Origin of the sequence: Bosea sp. (in: a-proteobacteria) (genome assembly GCF_023953965.1) — a bacterium.
Lineage (GTDB): Bacteria > Pseudomonadota > Alphaproteobacteria > Rhizobiales > Beijerinckiaceae > Allobosea.
The window spans coordinates 1,309,931-1,327,251 of sequence record NZ_JAMLIX010000002.1 but is presented as its reverse complement, the minus strand read 5'-3'; the positions used below and the strand labels follow the sequence as shown (position 1 = coordinate 1,327,251).

The following is a 17,321-nucleotide window of genomic DNA, read 5'->3' as shown; positions in this document are numbered from 1 at the left end:
CAGGTCAAGGGCCGCACGCGATTGCTTCAGTCGCCCACGCAGCGTCTCGAATCATCTTCCAAGACTTGCGATGTATTCGATTGATCTTGACTCAGTTGTCAGCACCCCGAACTGGGTCTCATTATCATAATTGGAAGCTGGCGTAAGGCGTGACGTTGCGATCACAGTGGATGGCATTCTGACGCAGGCGACCGGCTTCGACGACAGGGCGGCGATCGATGTGAGGTTGCGCCTTGTCTTCTCTCGGGCGTCGCGGAGGCTGGCGGGTTCCGCGCCGCCCGTCCGTCAGTCCCGCTGAAGGAGGAGCATCATGGCTGCAATCGGGACCGGACCGGAGATGCCGTTCGTGCGGGACGCGGACGGCTCCTTCGTGCTCGATGCCGGGCGGCTTGCCGTGCGCTTCGGCTGGTCGGAGCAGGAACTGCAGGCGCTGATGCGCCGCGGCCTGGTGACGAGCCGGGTCGAGCGGGGGGAGGGCGAGGATGCCGGGCGCTGGCGCCTGTCCGTCCGCTGCGGCAATCGCCGCTGGCAGGCTGTCGTCCTGGCCGACGGGACGCTCGCCGAGGAAGAGCTCGCCTTCGCTCCCCCGCAAGGCCGCCGGGAGCGGCCCTGACGCGGGACGGCCAGCCGATATGTTTCCGCACCCCTCGATTTCCTGGATCAAACCGATACAAGCGATGGCGATTGTCGGACGGCCCCGTTCGACAGCCTGTCGCAATGACCGGCCCGCTTGCAGATCCCCGTTGAAGAGGCGCATTCGATGACGAACCCGATCCAGAAGAAATTCGCCGATCTGGCCACGGAGAACGCGCCCGGCCAGGAGGTGCGGCAGGCGGGGACGGCGGCCGGCTCCGGCCTGATCGGTGAGACGCTTGCCGGCCGCCCCGTCGATTTTTCGCATGGCGATGTCGATGCGTTCCTGCCGAGCGACGGCGCGCTCGAGACTTTCGTCGAAGGCTATCGCCGCGGCGGCTCGCAGGCCTATACGGAGTATCTCGGCGATGCCTCGATCCGGGCCGGGGTGGCGCAGCGGCTGGGCGATTTCACCGGCGCGGCGCTGACCTCCGGCGAGGATCTCATCATCACGCCGGGCACGCAGGGCGCGTTGTTCCTGGCGATGGGCGCTACCGTGACCCGCGGGACCAAGGTCGCGATCGTCGAGCCCGACTATTTCGCCAACCGCAAGCTCGTGCGCTTCTTCGACGGCGTGCTGGTTCCGATCGCGATGGATTATCTCGATACGCAGGGGCGCGCCGGCCTGAATCTCGACCGGCTGGAGGCGGCGTTCAAGGACGGAGCCGAGGTTCTGGTCCTGTCGAATCCCAACAACCCGACCGGCGTGATCTATTCTCCGGCCGAGATCGACGCCATCGCGACGCTCGCCGGCAGATATGGCGCGACCGTCATCGTCGATCAGCTCTATTCGCGCCTGCTCTACGAGGGCCAAGCCTATACGCATCTTCGCGCGACGGCCATGCCGCGCGAGAACCTGATCACGATCATGGGCCCCTCGAAGACGGAATCGCTGAGCGGCTTCAGGCTCGGCGTCGCCTTCGGCTCGGAAGCGATCATCGAGCGCATGGCCAAGCTCCAGGCCATCGTCTCGCTGCGCGCCGGCGGCTACAGCCAGGCCGTCCTGAAGCTGTGGCTGGCGGAGCCGGAAGCCTGGATGGCCGAGCGCATCGTCAAGCACCAGGCGATCCGTGACGACCTCATCGCGATCCTGCGGCGCATCGACGGCGTCAGGGTGCGCACGCCGGAAGCCGGGAGCTATCTGTTCCCGCAGCTTCCGAAGCTCACGATCGGCGCTCTCGATTTCGTCCGGGCGCTCAGGCTGCAGGCGGGCGTGACCGTCACGCCCGGCACGGAGTTCGGCCCGGGGAGTTTCCAGAGCATCCGCTTCAACTATTCGCAGGACCATGCGGCCGCCGTCGCTGCCGCCGAGCGCACCGTGGCGCTGATCGAGCGATACCGCGCCGGCGCCTGATTGGCGCGGCGCGTCGTATCGAGAAAACCCGCAAACGGATCGCTTATCGCCCATGAACAAATACGTCCTCACGGTCACCTGCGCGTCGACGCGGGGCATCGTCGCCGCGATCGCGGGCCATCTCGCCCGCATGGGCTGCAACATCCTCGACAGCGCGCAGTTCGACGACAGCGACACCGGCCGCTTCTTCATGCGGATCAGCTTCGTCAGCGAGGAGGGGACGCCGTTGCCGGTCATCGCCGAAAGCTTCGCCGACGTTGCCCGGCCCTTCGACATGACCTTCGAATTCCGTGACGAGGCTAAGAAGACGAAGGTCGTCCTGATGGTCTCCCGCTTCGGGCATTGCCTGAACGACCTGTTGTACAGGTGGCGCATCGGGGCCTTGCCGATCGATATCGTCGCGGTGATCTCGAATCACATGGATTACCAGAAGGTCGTGGTGAACCACGACATCCCGTTCCATTGCATTCGGGTCACCCGCGAGAACAAGGCCGCCGCGGAAGCGCGGCAGATGGAGATCATCGACGAGACCGGCGCGGAACTCGTCGTTCTGGCGCGCTACATGCAGGTTCTGTCCGACGAGATGTGCCGGCGGATGTCGGGGCGGATCATCAACATCCACCACTCCTTCCTGCCGAGCTTCAAGGGGGCCAACCCCTACAAGCAGGCCTATGAGCGCGGCGTGAAGCTGATCGGGGCGACCTCCCACTATGTCACCGTCGATCTCGACGAGGGCCCGATCATCGAGCAGGACATCGTTCGCGTGACCCATGCGCAGAGCCCGGAGGACTATGTCAGCCTCGGGCGGGATGTCGAAAGCCAGGTGCTCGCCCGGGCGATCCATGCCCATATCCACCGCCGCGTGCTCCTCAACGGCGGCAAGACGGTGGTGTTCCCGGCCTCGCCGGGCTCCTTCGCCTCGGAGCGGATGGGCTGACGGAGGCCGCCCGCGCCGCTGCAACCCGCCCGTCAGCTCCGCCGCGGCCGGGCCGCGACGGCGCTGATCTCCATCCCGCCCCTCGTCAGAAGCCGCAAACGACGCCCGGCCCGGAGAGCCGCGCTTGCCCGTCCGTGGCGAGCTCGGCCACGATGGCGGCGGGATTGCAGAACCTGAACCCCTCGGGCGGAGCCGTCTCGACATAGCCGGTGCCGGCGGCAGGCGCCTCCCCGGCCTGAACGGCGAACCAGGCCGGCTGCTGGGCGATCAGGGTCCAGATATTGGCCGCCGGCGGCCAATACGACGGCGAAGGCTGCGAGGTCGTCTCCGGAGGCAGCGGCAGCGCCTGCTCCGGAGGCGCCGGCGTCACGCGCGGCGTGATCGTGAAGCTCGCGCCCATATAGCTCAGCGCGTAGTTCGCGCCGAGGCTCAGCGTGCCCTGGCCGATGGCGTAGGCGCCGACGTTCTCGCCGGCCGCGCGGGCGAGCGCGCCGGTGAAGGCGTCCGTCCCGACCAGCGAGCCGGCCGTCAGGCTGTAGGCCAGCGCGGGGTCGGCATCGCCATAGGTCTTGCCCTGGCCGGCGGAGGCGGTGACCGTGACCGCGCGCGGGGTGATGCCGAAGTCCGCGCCGGCATAGGTGAGCGCGTAGTTCGATCCCAGCGCCAGCGAGCCCTGGCCTATCGCATAGGCGCCGACATTCTCGCCGGCGGCGCGGGAGAGCGCGCCGGTGAAGGCGTCCGTCCCGACCAGCGAACCGGCCGTCAGGCTGTAGGCCAGCGCCGGGTCGGCGTCGCCATAGGTCTTGCCCTGGCCGGCGGAGGCCGTGACCGTGACCGCGCGCGGGGTGATGCCGAAGCTCGCGCCGGCATAGGTGAGCGCGTAGTTCGCGCCGAGGCTCAGCGAGCCCTGGCCGATGGCGTAGGCGCCGACGTTCTCGCCCGCCGCGCGGGTCAGCGCGCCGGTGAAGGCGTCCGTCCCGACCAGCGAGCCGGCCGTCAGGCTGTAGGCCAGCGCCGGGTCGGCGTCGCCATAGGTCTTGCCCTGGCCGGCGGAGGCGGTGACCGTGACCGCACGTGGGGTGATGCCGAAGTCCGCGCCGGCATAGGTGAGCGCGTAGTTCGATCCGAGCGCCAGCGTGCCCTGGCCGATGGCGTAGGCGCCGACATTCTCGCCCGCCGCGCGGGTCAGCGCGCCGGTGAAGGCGTCCGTCCCGACCAGCGAGCCGGCCGTCAGGCTGTAGGCCAGCGCCGGATCGGCGTCACCATAGGTCTTGCCCTGGCCCGCCGTCGCCGAGACCGTCACCGCGCGCGGCGTGATGCCAAAGTCCGCGCCGGCATAGGTGAGCGCGTAGTTCGATCCGAGGCTCAGCGAGCCCTGGCCGATGGCGTAGGCGCCGACGTTCTCGCCCGCCGCGCGGGTCAGCGCACCGGTGAAGGCGTCCGTCCCGACCAGCGAGCCGGCCGTCAGGCTGTAGGCCAGCGCCGGATCGGCGTCGCCATAGACCTTGCCCTGGCCGGCGGAGGCGGTGACCGTCACCGCGCGCGGGGTGATGCCGAAGCTCGCGCCGGCATAGGTGAGCGCGTAGTTCGATCCCAGCGAGAGCGTGCCCTGGCCGATCGTGTAGGCGCCGACATCCTCGCCGGCGGCGCGGGAGAGCGCACCGGTGAAGGCGTCCGTCCCGACCAGCGAGCCGGCCGTCAGGCTGTAGGTGTGCAGGGCGGTGAGAAAACCATCCAGTGAAGCGCCTGCGTTTGTGCGGGCGCGGGCGGCGTAAAAGTCGTCCACTGGATAGGCTGATCCCTTTCGGGGTCGGCGGGGATGTTCGCTGTGGAGGTCTACGCGGCGGTTCGCGATTTCGTTTTCAATCAGAAGCAGAGCCGACGGGAAGCGGCTCGCGTGTTCGGGCTGAGCCGCGAAACGATCGCCAAGATGTGCCGGTTCTCGATCCCTCCGGGCTACACGCGCACGAAGCCGGTCGAGAAGCCGAAGCTCGGTCCGCTGCTGCCGGTGATTGAGGCGATCCTGGACGGAGACCGGGCGTCTCCGGTGAAGCAGCGCCATACGGCGAAGCGGATCTTCGAGCGGCTGCGGGACGAGCACGGCTTTGCCGGCGGCTACACGGTGGTGAAGGACCATGTGCGGCTCTGCCGGGCGCGGGGCCGCGAGACCTTCGTTCCGCTGGCCCATCCGCCCGGTCACGCCCAGGTGGATTTTGGCGAGGCGCTGGCGGTGATCGGCGGCGTGCGGCAGAAGATCCACTTCTTCTGCCTGGACCTGCCACAGTCGGATGCCTGCTTCGTGAAGGCGTATCCGCGCGAGACGACGGAAGCGTTCCTGGACGGTCACGTCTCGGCTTTTGGCTTCTTCGGCGGTGTGCCGCTGTCGATCCTCTATGACAACACCCGCATTGCGGTGGCGAAGATCTGCGGCGATGGCCGGCGCGAGCGGACGCGGGCCTTCACGGAGCTGGTGAGCCACTATCTGTTCCGGGATCGGTTCGGGCGCCCGGGCAAGGGCAATGACAAGGGCAAGGTCGAGGGGCTGGTGAAGTATGCCCGCTCGAACTTCATGACGCCGATCCCTTTGGCGGCGAGCTTCGCCGAACTGAACGCGATGTTGGCCGAGCGCTGCCGCCGGCGACAGGACGAGCGGGCCGGCCGGCATGCCCAGACGATCGGAGAGCGGCTTGTTGCCGATCTCGGGGTCTTGCGCCCTTTGCCGGCAGTGCCGCTGGAGCCGTGCGAGAAGCGTGGTGCGCGGGTCTCGTCGACGGCGCTGGTCCGATATCGGTCGAACGACTACTCGGTCCCGACGGCCTATGGCTTCCAGGACGTGGTGGTGAAGGGCTTCGTCGAGGAGGTCGTGATCCTGTGCCGGGGCGAGGAGATTGCCCGCCATCCCCGCAATTACGGGACGGGCGTGTTCGTCTCCGATCCGCTGCACTATCTGGCGCTAATCGAGGAGAAGCCGAACGCCCTCGACCAGGCCGCGGCCTTGCAGGGCTGGGACCTGCCCGAGGCCTTCCAGCACCTGCGCCATCTCCTGGAAGCGCGCATGGGCAATCGCGGCAAGCGCGAGTTCATCCAGGTGCTGCGGCTGCTGGAGGCCTTGCCGCGCGAGGTCGTGAGCTTCGCCGTCGGCGAGGCGATCCGGCTGGGCGCGATCGGCTTCGATGCGGTGAAGCTGATCGCGCTGGCGCGGCTGGAACGGCGCCCGGCCCGTCTGGATCTGGCGGCCTATCCGTATCTGCCGAGGACTACGGTGAAGACGACCTCGGCGGCCGATTACGCCGTGCTCCTGCCGGGAGCCGCGGCATGACGGGCTCGGGGAAAGAGACGATGCCGGCGGGCACGACCGCTGGAACGCCGCAGGTCCTGCTGGCGCACCACCTCAAGCAACTGAAGCTGCCAACCGTCCTGCGCGAGTACGACAAGGTGGCACGGGAATGCTCCCGCGACGGCGTCGATCATCCCCGCTACCTGCTACGGTTGGTCGAGCTCGAACTGATCGACCGGGAGCGGCGCACGGTCGAGCGGCGGATCCGGGCGGCGCGCTTCCCAGCGGTGAAGAGCTTCGACACCTTCGACTTCACGGCGATCCCGAGCCTGAACAAGATGCTCGTGCTGGAGCTGGCGCGCTGCGGCTACATCCTGCGCCGGGAGAACATCATCGCGCTCGGCAACAGCGGCACCGGCAAGACCCATGTCGCCCTCGCGCTCGGGCTGGCCGCTTGCCAGAAGGGCTTCTCCGTCGCCTTCACGACGGCGGCTTCGCTGGTCAACCAGCTCCTCGAAGCCCGCGACGAGAAGCGCCTGCTCAGGCTCCAGCGCGAGTTGCAGGCGGTCAAGCTGCTGATCGTCGACGAGCTCGGCTATGTGCCGCTGTCGCCGACCGGCGCCGAGCTCCTGTTCGAGATCTTCTCGCAACGCTACGAGCGCGGCTCAACCATCGTCACCTCGAACCTGCCCTTCGAGGACTGGACGTCCGTCCTGGGATCGGAGCGCCTCACCGGCGCGCTGCTCGATCGCCTGACCCACCACGTCAGCATCCTCGCCATGAACGGCGACAGCTACCGCCTCAAACAATCGGCCGGCCGCCGGCGCGCCTCCGCCGCGGCGGGGCAAAAACAGACCACCGCCAACGAAGCCGATCCAGAAACCGGCGAGATCATCCCCTGATCAATCCCGACAGCGCGATATGGCAGGGGCCCCGATCGGGGCCCCTGCCATATCCGCCACCCTCAACGCCAGTGGCCTGCTTTTACTCCGCCACGCTGGCCTGGAATCCGACCGCCGTTGACATCCGGCGAAGGTGGCGGTTAAAACGCTGATTCTAATGGCATTTTTTCAGAGGCGCTGGAGCGGGTGAAGGGAATCGAACCCTCGTATTCAGCTTGGAAGGCTGCTGCTCTACCATTGAGCTACACCCGCATCGGGCGCCAAATTCCCCATCGCGCCGGCCGGTGTCAAGAGGCGCCGATGCGGCAGCCCCCGCGTCGCCGCAGGCGCCCCGCCGCGGCGGGGGCTTCGCGAGGGCCGGTTTCAGAAGCCGAAGTTGAAGCCGGCCTTGACGATGTCGCCGGCCGTGCGGGCGCGCATGGTCGCAAACTGCGTCGGCGCGAGCCCGGTATAGTCCTGCAGCGTCAGCTTCTGGTTGCCGAGATCGTAATGGGTGTAGTCGAGCCTGAGCGTCATGCCGGGCGTGATCGCATATTCGACGCCGCCGCCGAGCGCCCAGCCGTTGGCGAGGCCGGAGCGGGAGGCCGTCGCGCCGGAGGTGGTCAGCGGATTGTCGGGCATGATCGAGCCCTTCTGGTCGACGAGGCCATAGGCATAGCCGCCGGAGCCGTAGATCAGGAAATCGCCGAGCACGAAGCCGGCGCGGGCGCGCACCGTGCCCAGCATCGACAGCTCGTTCTCGGCGCGCGTGGTGAAGCGGGTGCCGCCGGGGCTCGCGGAGGCGGTCTGGCCGCCGCCGAGGCGCGTCGCCGCGAGATCGGTCTCGGCGCCGATCACGATCGCGCCGATCTGATAGTTGAAGCCGAACTGGGCGCCGCCGATCATGCCGCTGCCGTCGGGCGACAGGCTGCGCGGCACGGCCAGCGGGTTGATCGCGCCGGGTGCCGGGATCGGCGCCCCGGTCGTGGTGGTGGTCGTCACGACGGTCGTCGGGAAGGGGGTCCCGGGGATCGTCTGCGTCGTCGTGGTGGTGATCGTCGGCGTCACGGTCGGGCCGCCGAAGGGGCCGGCGACCGTCGTCCGCTCGCTCTGCCGGCCGCCGCCGAGCGAGCCGCCGGCGTAGAAGCCGGTCCAGCGCGGGCGCTCGGGAAGGAGCAGCGGCATGTCGGGAGCCTGGGCTTGCGGTGCCGGCGGGGTGTAGGACGGCACGGCCGGGGCCCGGCGCGGCGTCCCGGAGCGCGGCGCGTAATCGGCGCGGCGCGTGCGCGGCTGGAGGGCGGGGCAGACCGGGCAGGTCTGCGCGACCTGGACGCGGTTGCGGCTGGGGGCGTTCGCAGCCAGCCTGAGCGCCGCGACGGTGTGAGCGGACACCGGATAGAGCCGCGCATAGAGCCTGAAGGATTCGGCGTCGCCCGCGAGCACGGCCTCGGCCCAGGCCCGCTCGTCCGTCCGCTGGGACAGGATGCGGGTGAGGCGCAGCGCGTTCTGGTCGTCGGGGTTGAGGGCGAGCGCGTTGCCGTAGATGTCGCTGCGGTCCCAGGCGATGGCGGTGCGGGCGGCGTCGGCCGGCGACATCTCGCGCAGCGAGGCCAGCGTCGGGCGCGCCGTCATGGGCACGTTGCCGGCCATGGCGGGCTGGCCTGCGGGCCCGCCGGCGGGGCGCTGGAAGAAGCTGAACTCGGTGATCAGCGAGGAGGTGTCCCAGGGGATCTGGGTGCCACCGGTGGAATCGTAGACGGCAAGGCGGATGCGGCGGAAGATCTGCTCGACCGCCAGGCCCGGCTCGCGCGCCTCGCGCAGGAAGGCGGTGGTGAAGGGGCTGTTGGGGCCCGTGCCGTCGGCCGCCGTCGAGCCCGGCGAGGTCGCGAAGGCGACGAAGGTGCCGCTGTTGGAATCGACGCGGGCGAGGCCGGCCTCGCTGCTGATGCCCTCATTGGCGCCGTCGACGATCTGCAAGGCCAGGCCGCGGGCGGCCTGGCGCTCGGCGAAGGGGTTGTTGCGGCAGGCGTCGAGGATCGCGATCTTGGACTTGGCGCCGGCGCCCTCCAGGCGCCGCAGGATGTCGCTCAGCGACAGGGACTGGTCGGCGATGCTGGTGGCAAGCTGCGGGCGGACATCGGTCGGCAGGATGTAGTTCGCCCCGTCGAGCTGGACGGCGTGGCCGGCGTAATAGACAAGCGCCGTCGTGTCCGCCCCGCTGCGGCGCACCTTGTCGACGAAGACGTCGAGCGCGCCGCGCAGGCCCGCGAGCGACATGTCCAGCGCCGGGGTGATGTCGAAGCCCGCCTCCTGCAGCATGGTGCGGGTGGCGTTGGCGTCGTTCAGCGCGTTCGGCAGCTTCGTGACGTTGGCGTAGTCGCCATTGCCGATGACGAAGGCGAAACGCTTCTGGGCGAGGGCGGGCGTTGCGCCGAGGCTCAACGCGGCGAAGACAGCGGCGAGGGCGGCGACGAGATAGGTATAGGCCCGGGCTTGTAAGCGCATCCTGCTTCCCCTGCGCGCGAGCGACACGACTCGCTGGACCTGTCTGACGCCCGGGATTCGAACGGGCGTCCGCCATATGATGGAGATTTTCAGAAAGCCGGCGCCCGTGGCAACATCGAATCGACATCGAAAAGTCATGATCGGGAGGCCGGTTCCGTGGCCTGATTCCGCAATATCCGCCTCGGCTTGGCGGTGCCGGCCCCAGCGATGTCTGAACCGGAATCGCGCGACTGTGATTTATTCGCCAGCCTTTGCGGCGGCTTGCCCGGACTTCTGCGGCGAGCGCGGGCGGCCCCGCGCTCCTTCAAATGAAGGAAGCGCGGGGGCCGGGCTTCGGCTCGAATGACGGGGACATAAGCCGGGCGGCCATGACGATTAATCCAGCCATCAATCCCTACGATGCCGTGGCCTATCCGGGCCACTCCTTCGCGCAGACCCATCCGTCGCGGCTGGCGACCATCGCCCATTTCCACGGCATGGACCCGGCGCGGCCGGCGGCGATGCGCGTGCTCGAGCTCGGCTGCGGGCGCGGCGGCAACCTGATCCCGATGGCGGCGCAGCATCCGGAAAGCCGCTTCCTCGGCATCGACCTCAGCGGCGATTCGATCCGGCAGGCGAGCGCCAATGCCGCCGAGCTCGGCCTCGCCAATCTCGCCTTCGCGCAGCGCGACATCCTGACCGTGACGGCCGAGACCGGCAGCTTCGACTACATCATCGTCCATGGCGTCTATTCCTGGGTGCCCGATGCCGTGCGCGAGCGGATCATCGCGCTCTTCGGGGAATTGCTGGCGCCCCAGGGCGTCGCCTATGTCAGCTACAACGCGCTGCCCGGCTGCCGGCTGCGCGACATCGCCCGCGACGTCATGCTGTTCGCGGTCAAGGACATCGCCGAGCCGCGCGAGCGGGTGAGGGTCGCGAGGGCCACGCTCAAGGAGATCGCCGAGGCGAGCGATCCCGATACCTTCCACGGCGCGGCGCTGCGGCAGAGGCTGAAGCAGATCGACGAGCTGCCGGACAACGTCCTCTATCACGACGACCTCAACCCCGGCGCGCGCGCTTTCGCGCTGCACGAGGTGCTCGCGGTCGCCGAGAGGAACGGGCTGCAATTCCTGGCCGAGGCGTCGTTCCCCAATCTCTACGGCGCCGCCAAGGGACCGGCCCAGCAGATGCTCGACCGGATGCCGCTTGCGGAGATGGCGCGGCGCGAGCAGACGCTCGACCTGCTGATCGGCCGGGCTTTTCGCGAGACGCTGCTCTGCCGGGCCGATATCCCGCTCAGGCACGGCGTCCGGCCGGGCGCGCTTCGGCCCTATCAGCTTGCCGCCCATGTGCGCCCGGCGCCGGCCAGGGACGACGACAAGCCCGGCGTCGCGCGCTTCAGCTTCGACGAGGGCGTGCAGCTCGCCGTCGACCTGCCGCTGTGCAAGGCGGCGCTCGCCATCCTCGGCGCGAGCTGGCCGTCGAACATCGCCTGGGAGGAACTGGTCGAGCGCGCCTGCCGCGACGCCGAAGGCGAGCTAGGGCCGGACCGTGACCATGAGATCGCGCGGCTCGACGAGGCCCTGACCGCGATCTTCAAGGCCGGACTCATCGACATCAGGCTCGAGGCGCCGCCGCTGACGACGGCGATCAGCGAGCGGCCCGCCGCCAGCGAGATCGCGCGCTGGCAAGCCTCGACCTCGGCCGAGGTCACGGACCTGCGCCACCGGACCGTGCAGCTCGACGGCGTCGTCGTGCGCAAATTCGTCAGCCTGCTCGACGGCTCGCGCGACCAGCGCATGCTGCTCGACGCGATGAACGCCTTCATCGAGGAGACGAAGGGCTCCGGCATCGCCGTGCCTGGCCTGCCGGAGCGGGCGACGGCGGAGGAGGTGGCGATGCATCTGAAGGACGTCGCGCGCCTCGGGCTGCTGCGGGCGTGACGATTGTCGGGCGCCCGTGGGAGGCGTAACCTTGCGGCAGGAAACGATGGAGCGCGGGCCAGCGGAATGAGCGAGCGCTTCCGGCAATTCCAGGCGCTGTTTCCGGAGGAGGCTTGCCTCGCCGCGCTGATGCGCCTGCGCCATGGCGGAACGAGCCTGACCTGCCCCGCCTGCGGCCGGCAGGCCGCGTTCGAGCCGCGCCCGAAGCTGCGCGGCTTCGCCTGCGAGCATTGCAACTACATGATCCATCCCGCCGCCGGGACGCCGCTGGAAAGCCGGCGCACGCCGCTGCAGCTGTGGTTCTACGCGCTGAAGACGCTCACGGAGCAGCCGGGCAAGGGGGCGGTCGGCGTCATCACCCGCGAGGCGCATGTGCCGCAACTGACGGCGCAGCGCCTCGTCGACGAATTGACGGCGCTCGCCGGCAAGGGCGATGCCGGCTGGCTCGAAGGGCTCAGGAGGCTCGTGACGGGGAAATCGGAAGCCGCTCCTGTGCCGGCGGCCGATCCCGTTCCCGTGCCGCTCCGCGCCCCGCCGCCTGCTCCCGTGGCTGCGAACAGGGCGGCGCCATCTCCTCCCGCCGCGCCCACGCGGCCGGTCGCCGCGGCGCCCGTTCCGGCGGCGTCACCGCAGGCGGCCTCGCGAAAGCCTGCCACGGAAGCTCCGGATGCGGCCGAGGCGCCCGAGAAGCGGCCGAAGAAGGCTTCCTCCGCAGGCCGGGCGATCGCGCTCGTGGCGGCCGGTGTCGCCTGCGTGACGGCGGCGGTGCTCGGCCTCGCCTATGCCCGGCTCCAGCAGCAGGACAGGCCGGAGCCGGTGCGCGGGATCGAGGTCGCGGAGGTCGAGGCGCCGGCGCTGAAGGCGGCGCCGGCCCGGCCCTCGCTGATCCTGTCCTCGGTCGAGCAGGATCTGGAGGGGGCGCGGCAGGCGGCCCAGTTCGCGCTCGACAACGATCCTTCGCTCGCCGCGATCAAGCCGCAGGAGGAGGCGCCGAGCCAGCAGGTGCCGGTCAACCAGCTTCAACTGCCGTCCAACATCCTCCTGGTGCCGCCGAAGATGCAGAGCGGGCCGCCGGCCGGGCCGGTCTCGCCGAGCGGCGCGCCGCAGCCGCCGCCGATGATCTCCAGCGGCGATCCCGACCAGGTCCTGACCTTCGGGCCGATCAAGATTCGCCGCCACCTGGTCGATACGATCGTGCGGGCGAGCAAGGTCGTCGGGGCCGATCCGACGCTCCTGATGGCGGTGGCCGACAAGGAATCCTCGTTCTCGACGGCGGTGAAGGCGCAGACCTCCTCGGCGACCGGGCTCTACCAGTTCATCGAGCAGACCTGGCTCGGCGTGATCTACGAGTTCGGGACGAAGCATGGGCTGGCCGCCGAGGCGAAGCTGATCGGCAAGTCCGGCCGGCAGTTCGTGGTCGGCGACGCCGCCCAGCGCCAGCGCATCCTCGACATGCGGCGCGAGCCCTATATCTCGGCGCTGCTGGCGGCGGAGATGCTCAAGCGCGACACGCTGAGGCTGGAGCGGGCGCTGGGGCGCCATCTCACCGGCGGCGAGATCTACCTGATCCACTTCCTCGGCCCCGATGCGGCGCAGACCTTCATCGAGACCATGGAGGAGCAGCCCGGCGTGAAGGCGGCCGAGCTTCTGCCCAAGCCCGCCCAGGCCAACCGCCCGATCTTCTATGCCGATGCCGGCGGCGAGACCAAGGTGCTCTCGGTCTCCGAGGTCCACAAGAAGTTCAACGACATGATCAAGGTGAGGCTCGACCGCTACAGCGTGGTCAGGCCCGGCCAGGGCCCCGGCATCGCCCGGCCGCAACCGAAGAAATGACGATGTCGCCCGCGCGCGGGCATCCGCTCCAGGGGAGCACCGAAAGGAGAAAGCCCATGCCGGCCAACCGTTTCGAGCAGGTCGACGAACCGCAGGCGGACGCGATCACGCTCAGCCTCAGCGAGCGCGGCGGAGAAGCCTTCGGGCGCGTGCTCTGCCCGGCCGATCTCGCCGCCGGCCATCTGGTCAACGATTTCGTCAGCGACGAGCTTCAGGCAAAGGACGCCTTCCGCACCGCGATCCGCCTCGCCAACGAGATCAGGGCGCCGATCGTGGTCGAGGACAAGGCCGGCGTCTGGCAGGACGAATGGGGCGTGCTCTACCGGGAGGATTGAGGGGCGCGCGTCTACTCGATCCGGAAATACTTGATGCCTAAGCCGAGCTTGCCGGTCTGGCGGGCGAGGTCGAGCTTGAGATTGGCGAAGAACTCGCTCGCCGGGGCGGGGTTGGGTCCCGACAGCGCCGGCAGCGGCTCCTGCGTGACCAGCGCCAGCACGGTCTGCGGGCGGGCGGCGCCGCCGGTCGATTCGAGCTTGAGGTTGAAGGTCACCTTGTCGCCCTCGCGCTTCATGAAGCTTGCGAGGTTGTAGACCAGGCCGTCGTCGCCGATCAGCACGATGTCGAGGTTCCTGCCGCCGGTCGCCTCGACCGTGCCGTTCAGGATCTCGCCGCTCTTCATGTTGAAGGCGCCGATCTGGATGCGCGGGCTGCGGTCGATGCCGATGCCGGGCCGGCGCAGGAACTCGACCATCGGGCATTGCGCCTCGGTCATCGGCCGCAACTGGATCTGCGCCTCGAAGCCATGTGCGGCCTTGAAGGCTGTGTCGAAGGCGACGAAGGGCGCAGACGTGCTGCCGAAGCCCTCCAGCGTCGCCTTGCGGTCGCCGATCTCGAGCGGCCAGAGGAAGAAGCAGGGGCCGCCGTCATAGTCGCGGACATAGCGCTCGATCCGCTCGGCGGGCGTGCGCGGCTCGGGCTCCGGGGCGACGACGGCGGGCTGCGGCGTCGGCGCGGGGAGCTGGCTCGGGGGCGGCTGGGGCGCGACCGCGACAGGGGGCGGCTCCGGCTTCGTCTCGATGGCCGGGGGCGGCGCGGCGGACGGTTGCTGCGCCGGCGGCTCGACATTGATCGCGACCTGCGGCCCCGAGGCGGCGGCCGTAGGCTGGGATTGCTGCTGAGGCTTTGGCTGGGGTTGCGGCGGCGTCTGTGGCTGCGCGGTTTGCGGTGGCGCGACGGGCGGCAGCGCAATGGGGGTCTGTGCCGGGAGCGGGGTCACGGGCGTGACGGGCGCCGTCTCGACGGGCGGGGCCGGTGCCGCCGGAGCGGAGGCTTGCGCCGGGGCCTCGGTGAGCTGAGGCGGGGGTGCCGCCGCCGGCGTTTCGGCCAGGACCGGCGGGGCCTTCGCCTCCGTGACGGGCGCCGTGGTGGGCTGTTCGGCGAGCGGCGGCGGCTCGCTGGTCGCGCTTTGCGGGGCCTGGCTCCCACTGAGGGTCGTCCAGGCATAGAAGCCCCCGCCCGCGATCAGGGCGAGCGCGGCGATGCCGGCGACGAGCGGCAGGGGAGAGCGCCCGGATTTCTTCGGGGCTGCCTTGCCGGTGGCCTTCCGGCCCGGCGCGGGCGGCTCCCAGGTCGCGACCTCGGTCATGTCGGCGGGGCGGTCGTTCGGATCGGGGGCGAGCATCCGCGCGATCAGCGGGCGCAAGGCGGCGTCGACGCCGGAGAGATCGGGCAGGCGGCGGCGCTTGTCGAGGATGTCGGCCTGGGAGCCGCCCATGTCGATGGCGCGGCCGGTCAGCGCCTGCGCCAGCACGAGCGCGAAGGAATACATGTCCGAGCGGCCGCTGACCTCGCCGCCATAGAGGCCGAGCTGCTCGGGCGAGACATAGTTGTATTTCCCGGCGAAGCCGGAGCCGATCACCGTGCCCTCGCCGAGGATGCTGGAGCGGGCGATGCCGAAATCGATGATCTTGGCGCGGGCGGGGTCGCCGCCCGGCAGGATGATGTTGTCGGGCGAGATGTCGCGGTGGATGATGCCGAGCCGGTGGGCGGCGTGCAGGCCCGGCCCCACGCGCTGGCGCAGGATGTTCGCCTCCTCGACCGTCAGCGGGCGCTGCGCGATGCGTTCGGACAAGGGCTGGCCGTCGACGAACTCCATCGCGAGATAGGGCGCCTCGCTGACCGGATCGATGGTGAAGACGTAGTAGCGGACGATCGCCTCGTTATAGAGGTTGTGGAGCGCCGCGGCCTCGCGCCGGAACAGGGCGAGCGCCGCCTCGTCGCGGGCCATGTCGGGGCGGATCATCTTGATCGCCACGGCATCGCCCGTCTGGATCGCGCGGCCCTTGTAGACCTCGCCCATGCCGCCGACCGCGATCAGGCTCTCGATCTCGTAGATGCCGTTCAGCGTCGTGCCGATGCGGGCGTTGCCGCGCGGGGCGAAGACGGTGCGCTCCGGGTCGTCGCTCATGGCGTGCTGCTCCCTCGCTCGGGCCGGTTCGGCATCCAGCGTGTCCTTTCGCTCGCCCCCTGTCGATAGCGCACCACGACGACGGTGACGTTGTCGCGCGCGCCGCGTTCCAGCGTCAGCGCGAGCAGGGCGTCGCAGGCGGCCTGGGCGCCGCCGGCCTCGACCGCCGCCAGGATCTCGCTCTCGACGACATGCTCGGTCAGCCCGTCCGAGCAGAGCAGGAAGGCGTCGCCATCGGCGATCTCGCCGTTCTCGAGGTCGAGCTCCGGCGTCTCATGGGCGCCGATCGCATGGGTGATGACGTGGCGGCGCGGCGAGCGTTTCGCCTCCTCGGGCGTGAGCAGCCCGCGATCGACCATGTCCTGCACCTCGGTATGGTCGCGCGAGACCTGGACGATGCGCCCGCCCCGGATCAGGTAGACGCGGCTGTCGCCCGACCAGAGGCAGGCGAAATGGCGCCGGTGGATCAGGAGGCAGACCAGCGTCGCGCCCATGGTCGCGCCGCGCCGGTCGATCTCGGCGCGCAGTTCCGCATTGGCCTTGAGCACGCTGCCTTCCAGCATGGCGAGGAGGTCCGGGGCGGAGCCCGCCGCCTCGACCGCCTCCAGCGCCGCGACCACCGTCGCGCTGGCGAGCGCGCCGTTCTCGTGCCCGCCCATGCCGTCCGCCACCGCCCAGAGCCCGATCTCGGGGCGCAGCAGAAAATTGTCCTCGTTGGCCTTGCGGACCTTGCCGGTGTGGCTGATGCAGCCGGTCTCGAAACCTGGGCCCGGGTTCGGGGCGTCGTTCATGGCATCGCCCTCATGACCCGGCGCGTGCGGGCGCGAGATGGCCGTCGAACCGGCCGGTGAGCAGGCCGGCGAAGAGATAGGGGTCGGGCAGGGCCTGGCCGGTCAGCGCGAGCGGCTCGAAATTCGGGCCGCCGATCGTCCACAGATACGAGGCATGGGCATAGGCGCGGGCATGGTCCTCGACGCGCAGCGCCGCCAGCCGCTCGGGGAAGCCCGCGGCCGTCGCGGCGCTGACGATGGTGCCGTCGGAGAGGCGCACCATGTCGCGCGGCGGCGCGGCGAGGTGATGGTCGTTGGGGACGGGCAGGGCTGCAAGGCGCTGCGCCACCGCCTCGTAGCTCGCTTCAGGCTCCAGCGCATGCAGCAGGAAATCCTCGATCGCCTCGAACCAGCGGTCCTGCGGATCGAGCTCCGGCGGCGGGATCGCCGTTCCCGGCCCCGCGGCGGCGAAGACGGTCAGCGGGAAATAGCGGCCGACGCCGTCGACGGAGGGCATGAAGGCACCCGCGACCGTCTGCCCGCCATGGGCGCCGCCGAGCCAGAAGCGCCAGATCGGGGCGCTGAGATAGGCGCCCTGCCAGCTCTCGCCGAGCGCAAGCCGGCTCGCGGTCAGCCCGCCCTGCAGCCATTTCTCGTAAGTCCCGAGGAAGCCCGTGGGAGCGTTCAGCGCGATGAAGTCGCGCTTGGCGGGGAGCTTGCCGAAGAGGCCGCAGGCCAAGGC

At 69.8% G+C, this 17,321-nt stretch carries 13 protein-coding genes and 1 tRNA gene; 8 read left to right on the top strand and 6 right to left on the bottom strand.

Going from position 1 to position 17,321, the window contains the following annotated elements:
- Nucleotides 1-310 precede the first annotated feature (310 nt).
- The 3 genes from M9917_RS21390 (at nt 311) to purU (ending at nt 2,924) form a co-directional block, all read left to right on the top strand.
- A complete protein-coding gene (locus M9917_RS21390; protein ID WP_297257027.1) occupies nt 311-613 on the top strand; it encodes a DUF6522 family protein in 303 nt (100 codons plus the stop codon).
- 147 nt (nt 614-760) lie between these two features.
- Entirely contained in the window at nt 761-1,987 is a 1,227-nt protein-coding gene (locus tag M9917_RS21385) for a pyridoxal phosphate-dependent aminotransferase (RefSeq protein ID WP_297257026.1), read from the top strand.
- A 52-nt stretch (nt 1,988-2,039) separates the two neighbouring features.
- Nucleotides 2,040-2,924, top strand: coding sequence for a formyltetrahydrofolate deformylase (gene purU, locus M9917_RS21380; RefSeq protein WP_297257025.1), 885 nt, complete (start codon nt 2,040-2,042; stop codon nt 2,922-2,924).
- Between the two features lie 85 nt (nt 2,925-3,009).
- Here purU and M9917_RS21375 read toward each other — a convergent pair whose 3' ends face one another.
- Nucleotides 3,010-4,710, bottom strand: a complete 1,701-nt coding sequence (locus M9917_RS21375; RefSeq protein ID WP_297257024.1) for an MBG domain-containing protein — start codon at nt 4,708-4,710, stop codon at nt 3,010-3,012.
- Between the two features lie 33 nt (nt 4,711-4,743).
- Here M9917_RS21375 and istA point away from each other — a divergent pair, with 33 nt between their 5' ends.
- Both istA and istB read left to right on the top strand, forming a co-directional pair.
- Nucleotides 4,744-6,243: an IS21 family transposase gene (istA, locus tag M9917_RS21370; protein WP_297250232.1), complete on the top strand. Its 1,500-nt coding sequence runs from the start codon at nt 4,744-4,746 to the stop codon at nt 6,241-6,243.
- Nucleotides 6,240-7,103 carry an IS21-like element helper ATPase IstB gene (istB, locus tag M9917_RS21365; protein WP_465246306.1) on the top strand — a complete coding sequence of 288 codons (864 nt, stop codon included), beginning with the start codon at nt 6,240-6,242 and terminating at the stop codon, nt 7,101-7,103. The genes istA and istB overlap by 4 nt, the downstream gene beginning before the upstream one ends.
- A 178-nt stretch (nt 7,104-7,281) precedes the next feature.
- Here the strand turns inward: istB and M9917_RS21360 are convergent.
- Together M9917_RS21360 and M9917_RS21355 are read right to left on the bottom strand one after the other, a co-directional pair.
- Nucleotides 7,282-7,355, bottom strand: a tRNA-Gly gene (locus tag M9917_RS21360).
- A gap of 111 nt (nt 7,356-7,466) precedes the next feature.
- Nucleotides 7,467-9,587, bottom strand: coding sequence for a caspase family protein (locus M9917_RS21355; RefSeq protein ID WP_297257023.1), 2,121 nt, complete (start codon nt 9,585-9,587; stop codon nt 7,467-7,469).
- 368 nt (nt 9,588-9,955) lie between these two features.
- Between M9917_RS21355 and M9917_RS21350 the strand changes: the two genes are divergently transcribed.
- From M9917_RS21350 to M9917_RS21340, 3 genes are all read left to right on the top strand, one after another.
- The gene (locus tag M9917_RS21350) at nt 9,956-11,509 is read left to right on the top strand and encodes a methyltransferase domain-containing protein (protein WP_297257022.1); all 1,554 of its coding nucleotides are present in this window, start codon (nt 9,956-9,958) and stop codon (nt 11,507-11,509) included.
- Between the two features lie 66 nt (nt 11,510-11,575).
- A complete protein-coding gene (locus M9917_RS21345) occupies nt 11,576-13,342 on the top strand; it encodes a transglycosylase SLT domain-containing protein (protein WP_297257021.1) in 1,767 nt (588 codons plus the stop codon).
- 56 nt (nt 13,343-13,398) lie between these two features.
- Nucleotides 13,399-13,677, top strand: coding sequence for a hypothetical protein (locus M9917_RS21340; protein ID WP_297257020.1), 279 nt, complete (start codon nt 13,399-13,401; stop codon nt 13,675-13,677).
- A gap of 11 nt (nt 13,678-13,688) precedes the next feature.
- Here M9917_RS21340 and M9917_RS21335 read toward each other — a convergent pair whose 3' ends face one another.
- Genes M9917_RS21335 through tagF form a run of 3 tightly spaced genes read right to left on the bottom strand, consistent with a single transcriptional unit; the run spans nt 13,689 to nt 17,318 of the window.
- Entirely contained in the window at nt 13,689-15,809 is a 2,121-nt protein-coding gene (locus tag M9917_RS21335; RefSeq protein ID WP_297257019.1) for a serine/threonine-protein kinase, read from the bottom strand.
- Entirely contained in the window at nt 15,806-16,600 is a 795-nt protein-coding gene (locus M9917_RS21330; RefSeq protein ID WP_297257018.1) for a PP2C family protein-serine/threonine phosphatase, read from the bottom strand. The genes M9917_RS21335 and M9917_RS21330 overlap by 4 nt, the downstream gene beginning before the upstream one ends.
- Before the next feature lie 10 nt (nt 16,601-16,610).
- Nucleotides 16,611-17,318, bottom strand: coding sequence for a type VI secretion system-associated protein TagF (gene tagF / locus M9917_RS21325; RefSeq protein ID WP_297257017.1), 708 nt, complete (start codon nt 17,316-17,318; stop codon nt 16,611-16,613).
- Nucleotides 17,319-17,321: the final 3 nt, after the last annotated feature.

Bases quoted from the DNA above. Each gene is read 5' to 3' on its own strand.
- M9917_RS21390 (WP_297257027.1), top strand. From the start codon at position 311: ATGGCTGCAATCGGGACCGGACCGGAGATGCCGTTCGTGCGGGACGCG.
- M9917_RS21385 (WP_297257026.1), top strand. From the start codon at position 761: ATGACGAACCCGATCCAGAAGAAATTCGCCGATCTGGCCACGGAGAAC.
- purU (WP_297257025.1), top strand. From the start codon at position 2,040: ATGAACAAATACGTCCTCACGGTCACCTGCGCGTCGACGCGGGGCATC.
- istA (WP_297250232.1), top strand. From the start codon at position 4,744: ATGTTCGCTGTGGAGGTCTACGCGGCGGTTCGCGATTTCGTTTTCAAT.
- istB (WP_465246306.1), top strand. From the start codon at position 6,240: ATGACGGGCTCGGGGAAAGAGACGATGCCGGCGGGCACGACCGCTGGA.
- M9917_RS21355 (WP_297257023.1), bottom strand. From the start codon at position 9,587: ATGCGCTTACAAGCCCGGGCCTATACCTATCTCGTCGCCGCCCTCGCC.
- M9917_RS21350 (WP_297257022.1), top strand. From the start codon at position 9,956: ATGACGATTAATCCAGCCATCAATCCCTACGATGCCGTGGCCTATCCG.
- M9917_RS21345 (WP_297257021.1), top strand. From the start codon at position 11,576: ATGAGCGAGCGCTTCCGGCAATTCCAGGCGCTGTTTCCGGAGGAGGCT.
- M9917_RS21340 (WP_297257020.1), top strand. From the start codon at position 13,399: ATGCCGGCCAACCGTTTCGAGCAGGTCGACGAACCGCAGGCGGACGCG.
- M9917_RS21335 (WP_297257019.1), bottom strand. From the start codon at position 15,809: ATGAGCGACGACCCGGAGCGCACCGTCTTCGCCCCGCGCGGCAACGCC.
- M9917_RS21330 (WP_297257018.1), bottom strand. From the start codon at position 16,600: ATGAACGACGCCCCGAACCCGGGCCCAGGTTTCGAGACCGGCTGCATC.